This is a genomic window from Aureibaculum marinum (assembly GCF_003813905.1).
Lineage (GTDB): Bacteria > Bacteroidota > Bacteroidia > Flavobacteriales > Flavobacteriaceae > Aureibaculum > Aureibaculum marinum.
In genome coordinates this window covers 176,548-199,289 of record NZ_RPFJ01000002.1, presented here as the reverse complement: position 1 = coordinate 199,289, position 22,742 = coordinate 176,548, and the positions used below count along the sequence as shown (strand labels likewise).

Annotated in this window: 11 protein-coding genes; 5 read left to right on the top strand and 6 right to left on the bottom strand. The window is 31.0% G+C overall.

Going from position 1 to position 22,742, the window contains the following annotated elements:
• Positions 1-11: 11 nt before the first annotated feature.
• Positions 12-587 (bottom strand): YceI family protein, encoded by a 576-nt coding sequence (locus EGM88_RS01585; protein WP_162497525.1) that lies wholly within the window; start codon positions 585-587, stop codon positions 12-14.
• 538 nt (positions 588-1,125) lie between these two features.
• Here EGM88_RS01585 and EGM88_RS01580 point away from each other — a divergent pair.
• The 5 genes from EGM88_RS01580 to EGM88_RS01560 all read left to right on the top strand — a co-directional run bounded on the left by EGM88_RS01580 (position 1,126) and on the right by EGM88_RS01560 (position 12,201).
• Positions 1,126-4,362: a SusC/RagA family TonB-linked outer membrane protein gene (locus EGM88_RS01580; RefSeq protein WP_123896201.1), complete on the top strand. Its 3,237-nt coding sequence runs from the start codon at positions 1,126-1,128 to the stop codon at positions 4,360-4,362.
• 9 nt (positions 4,363-4,371) lie between these two features.
• Positions 4,372-5,904, top strand: coding sequence for a SusD/RagB family nutrient-binding outer membrane lipoprotein (locus EGM88_RS01575; RefSeq protein WP_123896199.1), 1,533 nt, complete (start codon positions 4,372-4,374; stop codon positions 5,902-5,904).
• Between the two features lie 11 nt (positions 5,905-5,915).
• Positions 5,916-6,671, top strand: coding sequence for a PKD domain-containing protein (locus EGM88_RS01570; protein WP_123896197.1), 756 nt, complete (start codon positions 5,916-5,918; stop codon positions 6,669-6,671).
• Positions 6,672-6,777: 106 nt separating this feature from the next.
• Positions 6,778-9,210, top strand: a complete 2,433-nt coding sequence (locus EGM88_RS01565; RefSeq protein ID WP_123896195.1) for a family 20 glycosylhydrolase — start codon at positions 6,778-6,780, stop codon at positions 9,208-9,210.
• A gap of 12 nt (positions 9,211-9,222) precedes the next feature.
• Complete coding sequence (locus tag EGM88_RS01560; protein WP_123896193.1) at positions 9,223-12,201, top strand: GH92 family glycosyl hydrolase; 2,979 nt, start codon at positions 9,223-9,225, stop codon at positions 12,199-12,201.
• A 1-nt stretch (position 12,202) separates the two neighbouring features.
• On the opposite strand, the gene EGM88_RS01555 is transcribed toward EGM88_RS01560, so the two are convergent.
• From EGM88_RS01555 to EGM88_RS01535, 5 genes are all read right to left on the bottom strand, one after another.
• Entirely contained in the window at positions 12,203-16,474 is a 4,272-nt protein-coding gene (locus tag EGM88_RS01555; protein WP_123896192.1) for a hybrid sensor histidine kinase/response regulator transcription factor, read from the bottom strand.
• A gap of 219 nt (positions 16,475-16,693) precedes the next feature.
• Entirely contained in the window at positions 16,694-18,712 is a 2,019-nt protein-coding gene (locus EGM88_RS01550; RefSeq protein ID WP_123896190.1) for a six-hairpin glycosidase-like protein, read from the bottom strand.
• A gap of 12 nt (positions 18,713-18,724) precedes the next feature.
• Complete coding sequence (locus EGM88_RS01545) at positions 18,725-20,050, bottom strand: MGH1-like glycoside hydrolase domain-containing protein (protein ID WP_123896188.1); 1,326 nt, start codon at positions 20,048-20,050, stop codon at positions 18,725-18,727.
• On the bottom strand, positions 20,043-21,257 hold the full coding sequence (locus EGM88_RS01540; RefSeq protein ID WP_162497524.1) for a M60 family metallopeptidase: 1,215 nt from the start codon (positions 21,255-21,257) through the stop codon (positions 20,043-20,045). Before EGM88_RS01540 ends, EGM88_RS01545 begins: the two co-directional genes overlap by 8 nt.
• 66 nt (positions 21,258-21,323) lie before the next feature.
• Positions 21,324-22,739: an arylsulfatase gene (locus tag EGM88_RS01535; RefSeq protein WP_123896184.1), complete on the bottom strand. Its 1,416-nt coding sequence runs from the start codon at positions 22,737-22,739 to the stop codon at positions 21,324-21,326.
• Positions 22,740-22,742 lie beyond the last annotated feature (3 nt).

Here is a 22,742-nt window from a genome sequence, read left to right as displayed (position 1 = left end):
ATTATAATAGTTTATTTGAAAATTGTTGAAAATTTAATAGTTACTTCATCGCCCGTGCTAATAGCTCCTAACAATGCTGTAGGCGGGTCGACTTTGTAATCTGTCATTTTTAGGGTTTTCTCTCCAGTAAGGGTTATTGTATTTCCACTTACTGTGGCAGAAAAATCTAAAGAAACTCGTTTTTTTACTCCGGCAATGGTTAAATCTCCAGTTGTAGTTACTTTAAATTTTTTAGATCCATTGTTTTCAACTTTTTTTACTTCGGCAAGTTGAAAATTAATTGTTTTGTAACTTTTAGTTTTTAAAGCTTTGTAGGTGTTTTTATCCATACCACTCTTTCCACTTTTTAAACTTTCTGTGGTAATTGTAACATTAAGCCCTTTGAGTTGAAAATTGTCTAAATTTTCTACAACTAGAGAACCAGTTTGTTTTTCTGATTTTAACTCCCAGTCATGAACGTTAGAAGTACCCAGAACTTTTATTGAAGATTCAGAATTTGATAAATTAAAATCTTGAGCTTGAATAAAACTAGATGTCATTAAAAAAATAATAATAAAGCTAAAAACCTTTGCGTGTAATAATTTCATGTTCGTCATTTTAATTCTGTTAATATTTATACCACAAAAGTAAAATATGGGCATCTTCTAAACTATGATAAAAATCATGTAGAAATATCAATTAAATATTAAAGAAGGTTTTTTTTTGCATAAAAGTTAATATTATTGTGTTTATAATAAGATATGTATATATTTTACACTTTTAAATTTTACGTTTTTTATAGTAAAAGTTACTTGCTTAACGCTAAATAGTGATACCCATTAACCTAAGTTTTGTACTAATATTTATTATTTGTATCCCTTCAAAGCTATTATCTCACTTTTTTTTTCTTGTATTTGAGTTTTGTAATAGTACTTTAATTTAGAAGCATAAATACAATAAGAATTGTACCTATATTATAAATGAAGTGAATTTTACTACCACTAAATAGTTTTTGATACTATTTTATACTTGTTTGATATTATTTTATCCTTATTAATCCATTTTATGAGATAGGTTTGGAATCAGTATTTCGGTTGATATAAGATCAACAGAATTCTTAACTAACACACTTAAATTTTATACAATATGAAGAATAAGTTACTAAATTGTAGTTATATTATAATTACAATAGTTTGTCAACTGTTTTTTACAAGTACATTAAATGCTCAAAAAACGGTTGAAAATGTGACCATTAGTGGAAAAGTCACAGATGTAGACAATACTCCACTGATTTCGGTAAATGTCTTTGAAAAAGGGACTCAACACGGAACCTTAACAGACTTTGATGGAAATTTTAGTCTTACAGTAAAAAAAGGTACTACTGTAGTTTTTTCTTATATGGGGTTTCAAACCATAGAGAAAGAAATTACTAAGGGGGGAGATTGGTCCTTGGTAATGACCGAAGAGGTAGGTAAATTAAATGAGGTTGTTATTACGGCTTTAGGGATTAAACGTGAAAAAAAGGCAGTAGGTTATGCTGTTCAAACAATTAAGGGTTCAGAAGTCTCTATGTCTGCAGAACCTAATTTGGTGCAGTCATTAGCGGGTAAAACGGCAGGTCTTTTTATTACAGGAGGTACTTCTGGTATGGGAGGATCTTCTAATATTGTAATTAGAGGGAATACAAATTTAAGCGGAAATAATCTTCCTCTATTTGTTATTGATGGAATTCCCTTCTATAACGAGGAGGTTGATAAACAATCTTTTTGGGATGGTTGGAATAGTCAAGGGAAGATAGATTTTGGAGATCCAATTTCTAAAGTAAATCCAGAAGATATTGCCGAAATTTCTATTTTAAAAGGAGCAGGTGCAACCGCACTGTACGGCTCACGAGCAGCAAACGGTGTTATTTTAATTACCACTAAAAAAGGTGACGGTATAAAACATGGAGTAGGAATTGACTATAGTTTTAATCAGACATTTTCCAATCCTGTGATACGTTCAGATTTTCAAACAGAATATGGTGCTGGTAATAATAATATTTATGAATACAAAGGGGATAGAAATAACCCAGGAACAAACGAATTTTCACAAGATTCTTGGGGGCCAAAGTTTGATGAAAATTTATATTTACCTCAATTTAGATCTCCTAACATAGATGGTAATCTTGTGCCAATTCCATGGATTGCTCATAAAGATAACGTTGATAATTTCTTAAGAACAGGAATTATCGAAAATCATAATTTGGCTGTTAATTTTGGAGGTGATTTAGGCTACGGTAGAATTTCTTTTAACAAGTCAAACGAAACAGGAATGACACCTTACACAGATGAAGGTAGAACTAATGTAAGCTCTAATCTTCTTGCTAATTTATCTGATAAATGGAAAGCCGAAATGAATGTCAATTATTCAGAATCTAATAGTGATAACAGAGTACCAGGCTGGGGGTCTGGAATTACTCAGAATCTTATGAGGTTGCCTATGAATTATGATATGAAATATATAAATTCAATACCTCATAAAAGACCTGATGGATCACAAGTTATTTTTACAGCTTTTGATAATCCTTATTGGGTGTTAAAAGAAGATTTTAATAGTTATAAACGTCGTAATGTTTTAGGTAGAGTAGGATTGCGTTATACGTATTCAGATTGGTTAGAAGCTAAAGTATCTGTCTCTAAAACTGTGAATAATTCAGAGTATAGGTCGTTTAGTCAAATTGATATGGCATTAACCAACTCAGGTAGCTTTTATGATGATGGTGCATATAGTGTAAGTACAAATACATATACTGAAAATAATTATGATTTTCTTGTTTATGGTAAGGGTGATTTGTCTGAAGATTTAGATCTTTCTTATACTATAGGAGCTAATAAAAGAGAAACATATAGTAATAATTGGAATGCTAATGTTCAAGAATTGGCCACTCCAGGTTTGTCTAACTTAAATAATGGATTGGGTGACAAAGTCGTTAATCAATCTTTTTCAGAAAAAGAAACACAGAGTGTTTTTGGACTTTTATCTTTTGGGTATAAAGATTACTTGTATTTGGATTTGACTGCTCGTAATGACTGGTCTTCAGTTTTACCTAAAGAAAATTGGTCTTATTTCTACCCTTCAGCTTCAGCATCATTTTTATTTACAGAATTGTTAAATACAGACAAAGATTTTCTAAGTTTTGGTAAGGTAAGAGCTAGTTGGGCACAAGTTGGAGGTGACACGGCACCTTATCAATTACAGGGAACTTATAGTTCAGGGGTAGATTGGGATGGTAAACAAACAAATACATATACTTCGGTTTTATCTCCTACTAGTTTAAAGCCTCAACGTTCAAATTCTATAGAATTTGGAACAGAATTAAACTTTTTTCATAACAGACTTAATTTTGATTTAGCATACTATAAAACTAATACTAAAAATCAAATAGTTACTGTTAGTATTCCAAGAACTTCTGGTTACGCAAGAGCAACCATTAATGCTGGAGATGTTCAAAATAAAGGTTTTGAAATTATGATGAATTCGGTTCCTATCAGAACAGATAATTTTGAATGGAATTTTATTGTAAATGCATCTAAAAATGAAAATAAACTTGTTGAGTTAGATGATCAAATTAAATTTATTAGAACAGGATGGGCAAGCCTAGAGGTTAGAGTTACTGAAGGTGAGAATTATGGAGAAATTTATGGGTATAGTTATGTGCTAAATCCAGAGGGTAAAAAAATAATTATGGATGATGGTAGACCTTATCGCTCTCAAGATTATCCGGATATGGATTGGGATCAGTATTTAGGTAATGCTCAACCAGATTGGCTTGGAGGTGTAACCAATGCTTTTAGATATAAAAACTTAAGGTTAAGTGCAACCTTGAGTGCAAGATTTGGAGGTAAGATTTATTCGAAATCAAATGCTGATAATATGAGTAGAGGTTTGTTAAAAGAATCTGTTGGCTTAAATGATAGAGGTGTTGATAAACGTTTGCCAGTTGCACAAGGTGGAGGTGTAAGAGCAGAAGGTGTAGTTGAGGTTAAAGATGCAAATGGTAATGTTACAGGTTACGCAGAAAATGAAAAATACATAGAGGCAGAAAGTTATTACAAATGGACGGCAGGAATACATGAAGCACATTTATTTGATGCTAGTTATGTTAAATTACAAAGCATGTCTTTAAGTTATAGATTGCCTTTAAAAACTTTAAAACCATTAAAGTATGTTCAAGGAGCAACAATTTCTTTAGTTGGGTATAATTTAGCCGTATTAAATAGTCATATTCCAAACTTAGATCCAGAGGTGTCATTGGGTCGTAATAATGCGGGTACTGGTTTAGAAAGTGGAGCTTTACCTGCAGCACGTAGACTAGGGTTTAAAATAAACATTAAATTTTAATTAGATAAAATGAAAAAATATATATATTTATTTATAAGTATTCTTGTTTTCACAGCGTGTACTGATGGATTCGAAGAAATGAACATTGATCCGAATAGGCCTGTTACAGCATCATCTTCATCAATGATGTTAGCAGCCCAAAGAAGTATAACACGTACTTTATTAGATGATAATAACATTTTTACCATGTTAAATTGGGTTCAATATAATGGCTCATTAGGTTATAGAGATCAGACTTATGATTTTGATTGGAATACAGATCAAACCTATAACAATGTTGCACTTACTTTAAACAATTTTGAATTATTAAGAAAGCAAGCTATTGAAGATAATCATGAAAATTATGAAGCTATTGCAATGATTATGAAAGCTTGGGTTTTTGCAAATTTTACAGAGATGAATGGCGATATTCCTTACTCTGAAGCTTTAAAAGGTACAGAGGGAATTTTGTATCCAAAATTTGACAGTCAGGAATCAATCTACAGAGATATTATCTTAAAACTAAAGGAGGCTAATGAGAAAATTAATGTAGATCAGAATGGACCTAAGGTTGATAGTGGCTCAGATTTATATTGTCAAGGAGATATGCTAAAATGGAAAAAATTTGCAAACTCTCTTCGGGCTCGTTTATATCTTAGAATGTCTGAGGTAGATGAAACTACTGCAAAGGAAGGATTAGAGGAAATTTTTCAAAATCCAGATATGTATCCTGTCTTAATGGAGAATGCTGATAATGTAGGTGTGAAATTTATTGGAGAATCATCAAGTTCAAATACAAATGTTTTTGTACAACAAACAAATAGTGGTACTCTCCGTTCAGTAAGTTCAACAATAGTTGAAATGTTATGTGAAAATAATGATCCTAGAAGAACCATTTTACTAAATGCAACACAACAATCTATAGATTCTGTTAATGCAGGTAAATGGTCAGAATATGAGTATGTAGGAGCTCCTCCTGCTGTTAAAAGTCCATTTAACTCGTTTGAAATTAAGAAAGTGTCTACTGTAGGAGATGATATTGCATTAGATTATCATAGACCTGTAGATGTTATTACTTACGCCGAAGTGCTTTTTATTAGAGCAGAGGCAGCTGCTAAAGGATTTAACGTAGAAGGTAATGCAAGTGATTTTTACTATCAAGGTATAGAAGCTTCTATGAAAAAATGGGGTGTTAGTGATCAGAGTTTAATAGATCAATATCTTTCAGAACCATTTGTAATCTTTGATGCTAATACTGGTGTTGAACAAATTATTAATCAACGTTACATAGATCAATTTCATCAAGCACTAAACACCTTTGCTATGATTAGAAGATCAGGTTATCCGAAACTTAAATTTGTAAGTATAGGTTTTGCTAATGAAAATGGTTACCCTGATAGAGTGCCATATGCATTTAATATGAGAGGTAACCCAAATTATAGGGATGTTGAATCACAAGTTGTAAAAAATCTTTGGGGTAAAATGTGGTTTGCTAAAGAAACTACAGTAAATCTAGAGCAAGTATATCAAGATCCTATTGTGTATAAATTTAGTGATAATTAAATATTAAAAATATGAAAACAATAATAATTAAATTTTTATTAGTAGGCTTGCTAATACTAGTAGTTGCATGTGATCAATATGAAGATTATAATGTAGATGTAAATAATCCAACAGCAATTGTTGATATAGCTAGTCAGGATGGCTATAATGTTAAATTTTCCAATGATTCTAAAGATGCTAAAAGTTATTTGTGGGACTTTGGAGATGGTGCTACAAGTACTGAAAAAAATCCAGATTATACTTATGAGATACCTGGAGAATGGACTGTACATTTTTCGGCCTTTTCAGATGGTTATTTTAAAGCTTCAATTGATTCTTTAAGTTTATTTATTGAAGGTACAACAGGAGAAGCGAGTAATTTTGTAGGTGAGTATACTGGAACTGTAGTAGGCTCTGATGGAAGTGCAAAAACTGAATTTACAACTACAACAACCTTAGTGAATGGAGAGAATGCCGTTATGTTCGGAAATCTGTTAAAATCTAATAGAACCTTATATGAAAGTTGGGGATATAATACCTTTGATGGTACTGATGATTATGCCAAAATTGTATTCAAAGAAAATGGTGTAATTGACATTCCTTTACAGTATATGTATGTAATCGATGGTTACGGATATCACGATTCGGTCTATATTCGTGGAAGAGGAAGGTATAATGCAGATACAGGATCGTTGGCCTTAGAGTATATTGAACTATTTGAAGGTGATGGGTTGGATTGGGATGGAACTACAATAACTGAAAAAGTTCTAATTGCAAGAAAAAATTAGTTAACTATTATCTCAGATTTTTAGTGTAAAATTTTGATAATGATAACAATAATTAAAAATAGCACAAGAAAATTTTCTTGTGCTGTTTTTATAATTTAATATTTACATGAAAGTTAATAAACGCCTTTTAGTTTTAGTAATTGCGGTAGGTTTTGTATTTATGAACCTCTTCGCACAAGAGAAAATTTCCATAGTACCATATCCTAAAGAAGTTAAAATTGATAATGGATATTTAAAATTAAGTAATGGATTTAAAATAGGCTATGGTAACCAAGAGTTAGCCCCAATAGCAGAATTGATAAGTTCTGATTTTTATACTTTATATAAAACTACTTCAAAAGTAAAAAAAGGTAAGCGTAAAATTCAATTAGACTATGATACAAGTCTTAAAGAAGAGGAGTATACCTTAATTATTGATAAAAAAAGTATTTTAATAAAAGGTGGCAGTTATAGGGCTGTTGCTATGGGAGCGACTTCTTTACTTCAATTAGGTAAACAACAAGGTGCAGAAGTTCATTTTCCTCTTCTTAAAATTAAAGATTTTCCCAATTCTTCTTATCGAGGTTTTATGTTAGATGTTGCTAGGCAATGGCATAATATAGAAACGGTAAAACAAGTTGTTGATCTTTGTAGATGGTATAAAATTAAATTTATGCAGTTTCATTTAACTGATGATCAGTCCTTTACTTTTCCTTCTACAGCTTATCCAAATCTGGCAAGTCCTAACCGACATTATACATTAGACGAATTGAAGGATTTAGTAGATTATGCTGAAACGAGAGGTGTAACAATTATCCCTGAGTTTGATGCTCCAGGTCATACTCAAGCTATGCGAAGAGCCATGCCTGAGTTATTTGGAGATTCTAGATTAGGTGTAATTAATATGGCTGATGAGCGTGTTTACAAGGCTATGGAAACCATAATGGAAGAGATGATGGAGGTATTTCATACTTCTCCTTATTTTCACATTGGTGCTGATGAGGCATGGTTAGGTGAATTTCAAAAGAGAGAACAAACCAAAGCTTACATTCAAAAAAGAGGGTTTGATAATGCTCATGATATCTATTTAGATTTTATGGTGAGAATGCACTCTATTGTGAAGAAGAATAATAAGAAAACCTTAATTTGGGAAAGTTTTGCTGGAGATGGTAGTCGAAAAGTCAAAATTCCAAAAGATATTATTGTTTTTGCATGGGAAACGGCTTATCAACGTCCAGAAAGTTTACTAAAAAACGGTTATACAATAATTAATGCTTCTTGGAAACCAACATATGTAACACCAGGATTTAGATGGAATCCTGATTATATTTATAAATGGAATCTACATCGATGGGAAAACCATTGGAATGCAACTCCAGCATATCACAATCCTATTCAACTCGAGAATAATGAGCCTATATTAGGAGGACAAATGTGCTCCTGGGAAATGAGTGAAGAACAACAAATTCCAAGTATACATCAACGTGTTCCGGCAATAAGTGAGGTGTTATGGAATGGAAATAATAAACAAGAATATGCAGCATATCGTAAACGATATTTACAAACCGATAATAAGTTTAATCAATTAATTTTTCCTGTATCTATAAAAAAAGAAGGGTTTACGGAACCAGATTATGAGGGTATCTATTACAATAGAGAGAATAAGTTTGGAGATGTGGCTTCGCTTACATTTACTCCGAGTTTACCTAACACAAAAATTACATATACTACTGATGGTACAATGCCAACAGAAGATTCAGAACTGTTACCTTCAACATTACAAATTGACAAAGATTTTAAAGCTAAACTAGGGGTGTTTGATAAATATGGAAATAGAATAGGATATAAGTTAGTGAATTATCAATTAAGTCCTATTGTTCCTAAAGTTAATGGAAATACGTTAGCATTAAGAGATACGGTTATTACTAGACCAAATATAGAGTTTATTGGCGATGCAACACTTACTTTTGAGTTACTTAAAAATGGTGCAGAGATTAGATATACTCTTGACGGTACTAAACCTACTTTGTCATCAAAATTGTATAATAAAACAATTATTATTGATAAACCTCAAGTTGTAAAAGCTATTTGTTTTTATAAGAATGAGCCAGTAGGGTTAATGTATGAAGCTCGATTTATAAAAAAAGATTTTGAGAAAAATATAACTACAGGTAAAAAAGTCACTTCTCCAGAGAATAAAAATAGTCCTATTTATGGAATGAACAAAGCTGTAGATGGTTTTGTGGATAAAGATGCTTTTTGGGATTCTCAAGGAGGTCCTGCAGGAATAATTGTTGATTTAGAAAAACCAACTCCTCTACAAAAAATAGAGTTGTTTACTTATTGGGATGGTCATCGATATTATCAATATAATATTGAATTGTCACTTGACGGTAAAAATTGGACAAAAGTTGTAGACCAATCTGCAAATACAGAAAAGGCTACTGAACGTGGATATATTAATGAATTCACTGAACAAAAAGCAAGATATATTAGAGTAAACATGTTGTTTAACAGTGCCAATCCCTCAATGCATATAGTTGAATTAAGGGCTTATTAAAAATTGTAAATGATGAAGAATATTATATACCTGACATTGTTATATTTTTATATATATACATCCATCAGTTATGGGCAAACTCCTGTTGATTATGTAGATCCTTTTATTGGTACGCATGACTCACGCCCATTATTATTCCCTGGGGCAACTTTACCCTTTGGAATGGTCAAGATTAGTCCCGATAACCAAAAATCAAATTGGAAAGCTGGTCATGATTATGCTATAAAAAATATTGCAGGGTTTAATTTTGTTCATGACTATCATCTAACGTCATTTTATGTATTACCAGTAACAGGTGAAATTCAAACAGAACCGGGTACAGAAGATCATCCTGAGCTAGGGTATCGTTCTAAAATTTCTAATGATAGAGAGTCAGCAAGTCCTGGATATTATTCTGTTTACTTACAAGATTATGATGTTACTGCTGAGTTGTCAGCTACTACAAGGGTTGGCGTGCAACGCTATACATTTCCTGCTTCTGAATCTGCAGTAATGTTTGATTTTCAGATTCCTTACGAAGATCCAGGCGAAGTGTTAGAGGTAAAGGTAAATAAGGTTAGTGATACCGAAATTGAAGGGTATATTAAGGTTATGGATAAACAGAATAATGGGGTAACCATTATGCTTCAAAATGACTATTACCTTTATTTTGTAACAAGAACAGACACTCCTTTTAATAGTCTTGGAGGATGGCAAGATGAAACTAAAATTGAAGATGTAAACCAAATTAGTGGCTCAGGAAATGTAGGTTGTTATTTGCGATATAAGACAACTGAAGGTCAACAAATAAACGTGCATACAGCTTTGTCAATGGTTAGTGTTGATCAAGCTCGTTTAAACTTAGATACCGAAACTAAAGTAAATGGTTTTAATTTCGATAAGTACAAAAAAGATGCCCGAAAAGTTTGGAATAATTTATTAGGGGCTATAGAAATAAAAGATGATAATGAGAAAAATAAAACGAAATTCTATACCAATTTATACCGTACCTATTGTGCTAAAACAATTTGGAGTGATGTAAATGGACTATGGGTAGATATGAACGAAGAAATAGTCCAAGGTAGACCAGGACTTAATGTTTATGGAGCTGATGCCTTCTGGGGTATGAAATGGAATTTAAATGGACTTTGGTCACTAGTAACACCTTCTATAACAAATTCATGGGTAAATTCTTTATTAGAAATATATAAAAGAGGAGGTTGGCTACCAAAAGGTCCAAATGCTGGAGAATATTCTGCTATTATGACTTCTTCACCTGCAGTGTCATTTATTGTAGCTGCTTATATGCAAGGCATACGTGATTATGATATCGATTTGGCGTATGAAGCTATTGTTAAAATTATGAAAACCCCTGGTAGAGTTCATAAAAGCGGAGGTTTTGTAGGTAATCGTTGGTTAAAATCATATATGGATTTTGGTTATGTAGCTAGTGAGAACGGCCCTGCTTCTAATACAATGGAACTTGCTTTTCAAGATTGGTGCGTAGCACAAATGGCGAAAGATTTAGGAAAAATGGAAGATTATGCTTATTTCTTAAAAAGATCATCTAGTTATAAAAATCACTTAGATCAAAAGGAAACCTATGCAAGGATAAAAAGCTCTGCGGGAAATTGGATAGAACCTAACAATCCATTTTCTTCTAAAGGTTTTATAGAGGGTAATGGGTGGCAATATACTTTCTACGCCCCACATGATGTTCAAGCCATAATAAATTTTTTAGGGCGAGATAATTTTTTAGAGCGTTTAAACTGGGGATTTACCAATTCAAAAAAGTCAAAATTTAATGCTACAGGAGATCGTTATGCACATTTTCCTATTAATCATGGAAACCAACCAAATATGCAGGCGGCATTTTTATTTAATTATGCTGGTGAACCATGGCAGACCCAACATTGGGTACGTGAAATTTTAAATATTTATTATGGTGATACGCCGGAAGATGGATGGCCAGGTGATGAAGATCAAGGACAAATGGGGGCTTGGTTTGTAATGAGTTCTTTAGGTTTATTTCAGATGCAAGGTGGTTGTGGAGAAAATCCAATTTTTGATCTTACAGCACCACTCTTTAAAAAAGCTATAGTGACCTTAGAAAATGGAAAAAAATTAAAGATTGTAGCAAAAAATAATAGTGATGAGAATATTTATATCCAATCAGCTAAATTAAATGGAAAGCCATTGAACAAATCCTGGATTTATGTTTCAGATATAAATAAAGGAGGTACTTTAGAATATATAATGGGAGCAAAGCCAAACAAAAAATGGGGTACAGAAGAATTGCCTCCATCAATGTCAAAAGAAGGGGAGTGGTATAATGAAAATGACCAAGGTTTTGTTATTAGTGCTAATGGGTTATATGATTACGAAAAAAAGAACTTTATGGATACTATCGAGGTTCAAATAAAAACAAGTATTAAAGATGGGATTATTCGTTATACTACTAATGGAACTAAGCCAACATCAAGTTCAAAAATATATAAAAAACCACTTCAATTTAACAAGACCGTTACTGTTAACGCTTTTGTTTTTAACCATAAAGGCGAAGTTGTAAGTAAACTCAGAAAAGCCAAATTTGAAAAAATAAATTATGAAGAAAATCTAACTTTTAAACAACCAACTAAAGCTTCTATTTCTAATAAGGGTTTTGAGCCTTCAAATGCGGTTGATGGTTTTGTAGATCGAGATAAATTTTGGGATGCATCACCATACCCTCAACAATGGCAAGTTGAATTGGCTGAAGTTACTGAAATAAGAAAAGTACACTTGTTTACTTATTGGGATGGTTATAGAGGATATAAATATACCATTGAAGCTTCTGAAAATGGCTTAGATTGGGTAACTGTAGTTGATGCTTCAAAGAATATTGTAAAAGCAACAGAAAAAGGTTATGAGCACGATATTAAACCTACCAAAGCGAAATATTTTCGTGTAAATATGTTAAAAAATAACGCAAATATAGGTGTACATATAGTAGAGTTTAGAGTGTACAAATAGATTATTTTGTTTCGTCTGACTTTTTGTATTCTTTTGGAGAACAACCAAAATTTTCTTTAAAACACCTAGAAAAGTAGCTTGCTTCATTAAACCCGGAGAGAAATGCAACTTCTGTTATTTGAAACTTATCATTGTCTAAAAGCTGTGCAGCATACTTTAACCGAATTGCTTTAATAAAATTGTTAGGTGTGAGACCGGTTAAAGCTTTTACTTTTCTAAAGAGTTGTGCTCTACTTACTCCTATTTCAGTGGCTAACATTTCTAGTGTTAGTTGCTGGTTTTGGATGTTTTTTTCGATTAATTTCTTTAATTTTAAAATAAGTTTTTCGTCTATTGAAGTTACAGTTATTTTAGAAGGTTCTAAAATCTTTTCATTTTGAAAAGTTAACCGCAATTTTTCGCGATTTTTTATTATGCTTTTTAATTTAGCAAGTAAAATGTCGCGATTAAATGGTTTAGTAATGTAATCATCTGCACCAGAATTAATTCCTTCAATGATTTGATTGTCAAGCGTTTTTGCGGTTAGTAATATAACGGGAATATGACTGGTTTCAAAGTTTTCTTTAATTTTTTTACACATAGTTACTCCATCAATTTCTGGCATAACTACATCACTAATAACGATATCTGGAATTTCATCTTTAATTAAATCTAATCCTTCTAATCCATTATTGGCTAAATAAACATTGTAGTGTGTTTCTAATATATTTTTAAGATACATTCTAAGTTCATCATTATCTTCAACAATGGCAATAGAATATTGTTTCTTTTTTAAAATTTCTTGATTTTGTTCTGGTAGTTGTAAGACAATTTCATTGTTGTATTGTATTGGAGGTACTTTTACATCTACCTTATTTGTTAATTTACTTTCTTTAAATAAATCGTCATTTTTTGGAAGTATTATTACAAAGCTAGTCCCCTTATTTTTTTTACTTTTAATAAAAATTGAACCAAAATGCATTTCTGTAAATTGCTTTACCATATATAGTCCAATTCCTGTACCTGAATCTACGCCATCATCTTGGTAAAATCTAGTAAAGATGTTTTCTAAGTTTTTGTCCGAAATACCAACGCCATTATCTTTAACTTTTATACAAATATGATTGTTAAAGTTCTTTACTGATTTTTCTCCAGTTATATATTTGTAGTTTTTTAATGTGAATGATTTACAATACATATCTACCTCCTTTACAGAAACCTTTACTTTACCATTATCTTTTACAGCTTTGAACGCATTGGATAGTAGATTATATACTATTTTTTCAATACTGTCAGAATCGTAAAACATGGTAACTGGTTTTGTAGAAATGTCAATCTGATAGTTAACGTTTTTTAATTTAGAGTGATGGATAAAAGATGAGCATATTGTTGAAATGGTGCCGTTTATATTACCTTTGGCAATTCGTAAACTAAGTTTTCCGTATTCAAATTTTCTAAAATCCATAATCTGATCTATAAGTCTGCTTAATCGATCAACATTACTTTTAATAATATCAAATAAAACTTTATTCTTTTTATAGAAATCTTTTTGATTCATTAAACTATTAAAAGGATCTATAATAAGTGATAAAGGAGTGCGAAATTCATGAGACAAATTGGTAAAAAATACTAATTTAGATTCGTAAACTTCTTGCAACTTTTTACTTTCAAACTCTTTAATTTTCAGGTTGTTTAAGTTGTCTCTATTTTTTAAAATTATATAAATAAATGAGGCAATTATTCCAAATGAAATAAGATACCACAATAACAGCATCCACCATGTTTTATACCATTGAGGAAGAACTTCAATATCAAATGTTAATACATTTGAATTCCAAACGCCATCATTGTTGGTTCCCATTAGTTGAAACGTATAATTTCCTTTTGGTAAATTAGCGTAGTTAATTGACCTTCTATGTCCTAATTGAATCCAATCTTCATCTAAACCAATTAATTTACATTTATAATTATTATTTGAAGCATAGGGTAAATGCAAGGATGCAAATTCTAATTCTATGTTATTATTGGTTGCTTCTAGCTTTATTTTTTTTGCATAAGAGATATCAGTAGTTAATAATTCTGGATGTTTTTTAGTATTTATAACTTCTCCATTGATGGTTAGTTTAGTTAAAACCAGATTAGGCTCAAATTCACTTTTTTTCAATGTGTTTCCTTTAGTTAAAATATTAACACCATTGGCTCCTCCAAAGTAAAAATCATTTTTTGCATTTTTAAAAACACTATTTCCATTGAATTCCAATGATTGTAAACCATCTTTTAATTTGTAATTTTTTTCAATATTATTTTTAAAACTATATGAAATCAATCCTTTATTTGTACTTGCCCAAAGCAAATCATTTAAATTATCATAGAGCAGCCCATACACATAATTAGATTGTAAAGTGTAATTGTTAGTAGATTGTGATTTATTAAAGAAAGGATAAAGTAGTTGTTCTTCAGAATTAATTTTACATAAACCAAAATTAGTACCAACCATTAATCCGTGGTTTGTTTCAACTATAGAATAGGTTTCATAATTTTCATAGAATTTTTTATATGAAGGAGCAATTTCTATTGTATTAAATTTAATAGAATTTATATCTTCGGTATTAGAGAAAACTTTATTTTTATATTGATTTGGATTTATGTAGACTATTAATCCATTTAGTGTACCAAACCAAATTCTATTTTTTTTGTCAATATGCATAGTATAAATTGACAAATTATTCAGGTTATCACGTGTGAATGTTAGATTAATTTTGTGAAGTTGGCCTTTTACTGAGTAAAAATATAGACCATCTTCAGTACTAATCCATTTATTTTCTTCAGAGTCTTCAATTATACCATAAATGTATTCTTCTGGTAATAAATCTGCCTTACGGTTTTTAAATTCGGTAGCAATTTTATTTAAATTTGAGTAGCCATTATTTATAATATAAATTCCTTTTTTTGTTCCTATCCAAATATTTTTTTTTCGATCTTGAAATATTGCTTTTATATGATCTAAAGGATGATTAAGAGCTGTTGTTATATTGTATTGTTCTTTACCATTTTTACCAAGTAGAAATAAACCTTTTCCTCTGGTTCCAATCCATAAATTTTGTTGATCATCTTCTAAAATAGAATGTACATTTAAAATTTCTGTTCGACCTTTAGTTGTTTGAATATTATTTATAAGATTAAATTTGTTTTTTTGAGTATCAATAATATTTATTCCAGCATCAGTACCTATTACAATCATACCTGATTTATCGGTATTTAAAGACCTTATAAAATCATTTTTAAGTACATTTTTGTTGTTCATTTCATGTTTGAAATTGTACCATTTTTCTGATGATTTTTCATATAAGTATAGTCCATTACCATCTGTTCCTATGAATATATTCTCGTTAATGTCTTCTAAAAAAACGGTCGCTTTTTGTAATATTGGCCAGTTTTTATAAAGAGTTGAAATAGGGGAAGCGTAAAGTTTTGAGTTATCTTTAGGAGATTGTAGATTAAGATCAATAAAATAAGTCTCTTTCTCTGAAGCGAAAAAAAGATTGTTTGATTTAGTTAAGTATATAGTTTTTGGATTAATTGTTTTTTGTTGCTCTTTTTCTATAAATGCAATTTTTTTTGCACGTGTATGTTCATTTTCAAGGAAGAAAACGCCTTCAGATGATAGTATTATTGATCCTTGTGATATCTTTACTATTTGATTAATTTTAATTTTATGACTTAAGGAGTAACCTTCAAAAATAAGCTTGGAAACTTTAAATGTGTTTTTTTTTTGTTTTGATAATACCAATGAATTTATGTCGGTGCCAATAATTAGTTTCTTATCTGAAAGAGGAAGTATACAAGTTATATTATTACTGTAATTTGGGTTAAAATCAGAAGGGAAAAGATAACTAAACTCTTGCTTTACATGATTGAAAAAATTTAAACCATTTTTAGTTCCAATTAAAAGAGTGTCATTTATGGTTTTTATATCTGTTACCCAAGGGTTGCTGAGGCCTGTTTGATCATGAAAAGAAGTGTTGAAGATTTCATAGTCATATCCATTGTATTTGTATAAGCCATCCATTTTTCCAAACCATAAAAAGCCGTTCTTGTCTGTAGTAATTGCAGAAACTACATTTTGTGTTATGGCTGTTTCGTTTGGGAGTGTGCCAATTTTATAATCTGCATTTTGGGCTATTGAAAGAGGCGAATACCATAAAGATGTTAATATGAAAATAGACCTAAATATCTCCAATTTATATTTTGGAAATATTGATTTGAAAAATATTTTAAATTCGTTTAAGTCCATTAGTTTTCTAATTGTGCGGTTTAAAAATATTGATTTCAAAATCAAATGTCGTCTAATCAATAATCAAAACTTAAGTAATCATTTGTATCGAATAGTTTTTTATGATGAAAAATAGATAAAACAATTGATGTTATTGGGGTGTTCTTGCTTATTTATTATGATTAATGTAATTAAGAAATTAATAAAAGGTTTATCATTTATAAATATTAGAATTTAAATTTAGTTGTTAAAATTAACATTGATTGTTTTTCCTTCTTTAATCTTTTTCTTTAAAAAAATTGATTTATCACTTTTTAAAATTTTAATAACTAAGTTTTGGTTAACACGTTTTACTTCAATACTAAAATCTTCTCCAAAGGCTTTGATGCGATTTAAACTCATTTCGTTCCATTCTTTTGGTAATCTAGGTGTAAATTTAAATGATTTTAAGCCCGTAGGAATAATCCCAAACATTCCTTCTGTAATAACACGACAGTACAATCCACTTTCTGCTGATAAATGAGCCATGTTTCCTTCAGGAAAGGCTTCAACAACGTAAGGCACTCTATCTCCTAAGAGTCGTTTTTCAGAAAAGTTTTTGAGCTTTTCTAAAGACGGTTCTGTGGCTCCAGCCAAAAATGTTCCTCGCAGAGCATATAATGTTGCTCTATCCCAAAATATTTTTGAAATGTCTAAATTTTCATCGTTATTTTCTACATGCAAGCCATTTTCAGACCAAAGTTTTTCAAAAAGGGCTTTAATTGTGTCATCTTTTCTAGTGTTAATACCAACTACCAAAGGTAAACAAATCCAATGACGAAGATAGCGATGTTCTTTGTAATATTTATATGTGTTTAACCCATCTATTTTAAACCCAAAATAGTTTTCAATATTAGCATAAAGTTTTTGAGCTTGCCTTTTGTATTTGTTCAATTCTCGATTTGATTTTCCTAATGATTTACCAAGGTCGTATGCCAAATTTAAAGCTCCATAATACAAACTAGAAGTGGATAGATTGGCATTACCTGTACTTATTCTTCCTTCCATTTCATCAGATTCTGATGCTACTACACCTTCTGAATTTAGTTGTCTACGATTATATTCTAAACACCAAGTAATAAGTTTCCAAAGTGATTCAGCCTTGTTTTTATCACCAGAGGCTAATGCGAATTGGGCGGCGCCATAAGCGATCATTGCAGCGTCACCTCTATCTAAAGGGTTTATAGGAGCATCTCCTTCCATTTCAAAGGAGTATCGGATGTTTTTGAAATTTTCAGGTATGGCTTTTGTATACACTTCAAACATATTCATGGCAGCGTCATTACCTGTTTTATATCCTAAATAGGGAAAAAACGGATTAATGTATTCTGCTTGGTCGTTTGCCCAAAAACCAACGTAATAACGTCCTCCGCCTGGTGAATGGATTAAACCAAGTTTGGATTCAAAAATACTCTCGGAACCTCTTATTTTTGAGAACTCAAACAAGGTGTTTATTGTCTTGTTTGGTGTTTCCAAAATTAGACTGCTTTTCATCTTGTTTAAAAAGTCTAATCTTTCTTGGTAAAATTCATTTTCTTGTATATTTGGATGTTTTTCATTGTTTAATGTAGCAGAAATTCCAATAGAAAAAGAATATGTTTCACCAGGAGTAATAGTTATTTTATTCTTTAAGTTTGTGCTTACACGTGTTTCGTAATTCCCTTTAACTCCTTTTACTTTTTTTAAAATTGAAGTTGAATTTCCATAAAGGATTACTGGTGTATTTGTAATATTTTTAAACGTCCATTGCTCAACAAATAGTCGTTCAGACATGGACGGAAAAAAACTTCGTTCTAACGTAATGCCTTCAACAGCTTCATGTTTAAACGTTAGAATTCCGTTGATATTAACTGTTAAAACTTTACCAGGAGTATAAACTTTTTTATTGATTGTTAAATTAGGAAGTATAGCATCAGAGTAGTTTTCTGTTAAATATGCACGGTATTGTTTCCAATCTGGGTCATTGGTTTTTAAATACGTTCTAAGTTGTGGAAAAAATACTTCTCTTTCAATCTTAAGTTGTTTGTTTTTATCTATTTCATAAGTTATAATTCCTGCTACTCTTTTACCTGCCATTTCTATATTATCTGCGTATTCATCATTGTAAGGCTTAGACAAATCGAGAGTAATTTTATTGGGCTCAGTAACACTCCAATGGTTTTGTGCAGTTAAAGAAACTGAAAACAAACAGACTAAAAAAAATAAAATGGTATAACGCATATTTTTTAATGTTTAATTTATATCTAATAACATCCAATCGTCATTAACAACTCCGTTTAAGATGTTTTCAACACATAGGTTCCAACTTATAAATCCAACAATTTTACCTTTTTCATCAACATAATCATCACTTGGTGCTAAAGGAGCTCCTGTATCTGCATGATAATTTTCATGCATGGTGTCAAATTTGTTGATATCATCAATAAGTAAATTACCCATAGTTTTACCTAACCATGCCAATTCATTATCGAAACCATATTTTTTTAAACCAATAGAGTAAATGTAATTTGCTATTGGCCAAACAGGACCTTGCCAGTTAGAAAAAGGCACTATAATATTTTTATTATTATAATCTGGATCTTTAGCAGACAAAGTTCTGTATCCAAACTTTGCTTTCATATGACCTGGGTTGATTAAGTATTTTTCTATCATTTTTTTACCATCTTCTTCAGAGGCTAAGCCAGCCGATAAAGGTATAAAAGAAGAATAACTTATTCGTTTATAAAATTCTCTAGTTTCTCTATCTACAGTATAGTATATATTATCTTCATCAGACCATAAATAGGTATTAATAGCTTCTTTTAATTTATTAGCTTTTTCAGTGTAAAGCTTAACATCGTCGTTTTTTCCTAATTTTTTTGCAATAGCAGCCTGTGCTAGATATTCTTTATACTGCCAAGTACTTGCATCAGGTGCTAAATAAGAGCGTTTGTCTTCTTGGAAATAGTTTAATGCAACATTATTATCAGCTCCACTTTGCATAGCAATATCCCAAAAGAATAATCCAGTGATACTATCTTGTTGTGTTTTTTCTCTATAACTTAATACATGTTTTATTTTATCATATTCTGGTCTAATCCATTCAAAATTGTCTAATTTTTCTGAGGCTAAGTAAACTCCTTGGGAAAGAAAAGGCTTCATTGCAAATTTACCAAATATAGGTCGAGGTCCTTTTGTTGTTGCACATCCTGAAACATACCCCTCAGCGTCAATACCTAAAATAAGATTTTTGGCCCAATACTTTAAATATTCAGGTTTGCCTTTGCTTACAAAATAATTTCCCATAAAAAATCCGTCCCAATCCCACATTTGTTTATAAAATCCAGCTGGTATTAAATAGGGATATTCTAAATACCCTTCGGCAGGTTGTATTACACGTGGACTTAAAGTACTGAATTTTGTTTTTAATTCAGTGTATATGTTTTTTAAATCTTCTTCTTCTATTTCTACTGTAGATGTAGTTGTGTTCATATTAATTTTATTTCTATTGTCTACTTCTTTTTTAACGCAACTTGCGTAAAGTATAATTATAAAAAATACAGATAAGGATTTATTCATTTTTGCTGTTTTTAGAACGGTTTAGTTTATATTTTTCTTCAATATTTTCAATTCTTTTTTTGTCTACTGGAAATTTCCAACGCTTAAATAATGGTGTTAAATCTACCTTAGTATGTTTGTTTAATATAGCTACCATTAGATTGATTTTGTCTTCTGTGTTTTTTGGAGGTTTAAATCCCTTAGCAGTTAAATCTCGATAACTGCGATAAAATTCTTTAAAAACATCCCAACCATACATTATTTGAATACGTTGAAATAGCGAATGAATTTCGTCTGAAGCCATAGACTCCCAAGATCTAGAAGGGTCAGATAGGTAAGCATCTCCAAAGAATAAAAATGATTTTTCAGTAAACTCTTTTCCTCTTAATTTTTTACCTCGTTGTTGTATAGGGAAGTCGGTGACATTAATTGTTTGTGGAATTCTGAATGATTGTTCTGGCATTGTTTCAATAATGTAAGATAACTTGAAGTTTGCCTGAAATTCCGTGAATGGACCGTTAATATTATACCATTGGCCTATGCCATCATCAAAATCATGGCCCATTTCGTGAATCCAACCAAAGGGGAAAATACCATCGTCAAATTCTTCTATAGCTTTTTTAACAAATTTTGTGTTTAATATAATTTCTTGACCAGCATAAGCGAAATAAGGATTTTCTGGACTTTCCTTAAACACTATTGTTTTTCCATTGTAAGGTTTTCCTCCTACTAACTCTTCCATGGCTACATAAGATTGATTTAACCATACCATGGCACGGTCAATAGTTTTAAAATTAGTATATCTTGATTTCATCAATGAAAGAGCTACATCTCCGCTTTTTATAAGTTTTGATTCTTCAGGAAGATAGGCTGCAGGTATGGTTAATTTAAATTTAAATTCTTTTTGCTTGCCCTTAATGTTAGCAATAAATTTTCCTTTTTTAAAGGGAGACTTTTTTCCAAATTCATCTACTACTTTTTGAGATAAATGACTTACTTCATTAAATTTCCATTTTTCTCCAGGTGCAAGCACTTTGGTTACATCTCTAAATTTACCTTCTTTTTGATTTGCCCAGTGCATTTCCCACTTTGAAAGATACAGGGTGTCTTTTTTTGAAGTGTTTTGCAAAGCTATAGTATAGCTTCCCCAACCATTTGGCATCCATCCGTCTTTTTGATTGCAGGTAGCATCAATATTTAATTGAGCATTTGATATCTCAATGAACATTAATAGTAGGGATAGGGAATATATTATTTTTTGATGGTATTTATTTTGCGTCATATTAGAGTATGATTAATTTTTTTTAAATTGATTAATGACCGATTGCAAGTCCTTTACAATATCAGGATGATCTGCTGCAATATTTTTACTTTCAGTGATATCTTTGTCAATGTTAAATAGTTCTATTGTAGTAGAATCAGTCTTTTTATCAGTTATTGTAATTAATTTATAAGAACCTTTTCTAGCAGCTCTACGTTTAAGATTTGTATCAAATTCCCAATATAAGTAGTCGTGTTTTTTTTGTGCTTTATTGTCTGCTATTAACGTGGGTAAATATGAAATGCCATCACTAGAAGAAGGTAATGGTACACCAGCAAGTTCACTGGCAGTAGCCATAAAATCCCAAAATGTAGCAACTGTATTTGTAGTAGTATTTTGTTTAATTTTATTTGGCCATCTTGCAATAAATGGAATTCGAATACCACCTTCGTATAAATCTCGTTTCATTCCTTTTAAAACGCCGTTGCTATTAAAAAAAGATAATTTCCAACCACCTTCTTGATGAGGTCCGTTGTCAGATGTGAAGATTACTAACGTATTTTCGTCTAGGCCTTTGTCTTTTAGTTTAGTCATTATTTGACCTACATAAGAGTCTAGGCGACTAATCATTGCAGCACCTGCTTTTTTAGCTTCTGGCCAATTCTTGTCTGCATAATCTCCCAAATCAGGTACTTCCATTCCGTGTTGTTTAATTAACCAACTCTCGTTATCTCCGTGAGGTATGGTATATGGTAAATAGAGAAAAAATGGTTTACTACCTTGTTCATCTAAATAAGTAAGAGCTTTATCTGTAAAAATGTCATTAGAGTATTCAATTTTTTTTGTGGCTGCATTACCAATTCCAACAGCATAGTGAGTGGAATCTTTTATGTAAATAACTTCATTTTTTAATGAGATTTTTTTTCCGTTTTCCATTAGATAATCAGGATAATAATTATGAGCTCTGATTTGGTCGTAGTATCCAAAAGAATAGTCAAATCCTTTATCATTAGCATAACCTGTAGTTCCAACATTTCCCAATCCCCATTTTCCAATTATGGCCGTGCTATATCCTGCAGATTTAAGTACTTCTGCTACGGTAATATCATTTTTCTTTATTGGTTTCTCCATTGATTTTATAGTAGTATTACCAATGTGCTGACCAGTCATAAGACTGTTTCTTGATGGAGCACAAACCGTGGAGCCAGCGTAATGTTGAGTAAAAAGTAATCCTTCAGAGGCCAACTTATCAATATTTGGTGTTTCAATAGAGTCTTGACCATAACATCCTAAATCTCCATAACCTAAGTCGTCTGCCATTATGTAAATTATGTTAGGCTTGCTACCTTTTACCTCTTCGTATAAAGTTTGTTTTTCTACACAAGAAGAGAAAAAAAAGAGAAGTATTACGCTTAAATAAAAGATTTTATTAATTGTGTTTATACGCATAAT